Source organism: Vibrio sp. 2033 (assembly GCF_033339735.1).
The window spans coordinates 1-700 of the sequence record NZ_JAWOVC010000355.1 but is presented as its reverse complement, the minus strand read 5'-3'; the positions used below and the strand labels follow the sequence as shown (position 1 = coordinate 700).

At 49.1% G+C, this 700-nt stretch carries 1 protein-coding gene; it reads left to right on the top strand.

Annotated elements, in window-relative coordinates:
* A partial coding sequence (locus R7P74_RS26565; protein ID WP_318123639.1) for a conjugal transfer protein TraH occupies positions 1 to 700 on the top strand: 700 nt, incomplete at both ends.

The window sequence follows — 700 nt, the reverse complement described above, 5'->3', positions numbered from 1 at the left end:
GGATAGAGAACTTCCAGAAGAAAGTGCAAGCGCTCAACCAACATCTGGGCAACTCCTGCCAGCTCGCTCAAGGTTTCGTGAACGACCTAACCAGCGGCATGGACCTTAAACACAAAACTGATGCTTCTATAACCGCGACAACTTCCGGCCTGTATGAAGACTTCTTCGGGTCCAAGCAGGAAACCAGCGGCAAGAGTCCTCTGGAAGAACTGAAAGCCAACAAACCTGACGAATACAACAAGATGATTGGCAACATCGTCTGGAAGCAACTCAAGAGCAACAACGCCAACACCTGGTTCCAGTACGGGGATAACACCCTTCTTGAAGCGATCATGTCTTTAACCGGCACAGTCATCATTGGTGATCTGGTAAACGACCCGAACTCAACCGGCACTGGTGCGAAAACAACCCCTCTGACGACCCTACCAGGTAACAAGATCACCTTGTCAGACCTGATTTCAGGCGGTTCTGTTGAGATCTATTCCTGTGATTCTGATACGACCAACTGCCTGAGTGCTGGCTCCAGCAATAAAACTGTCGTGCTCAAAGGTATCAAGAACCAGATCACCGATATGCTGTTAGGAACAAGCTCTACACCTGGTGTGATCTACAAATACGCAACGAACTCTGGAACCTTAACCGACCCAGAAAAGGCCTTTGTTTCTAACCTCCCCGGAGGGATTGGCACCATTGTTCGTAA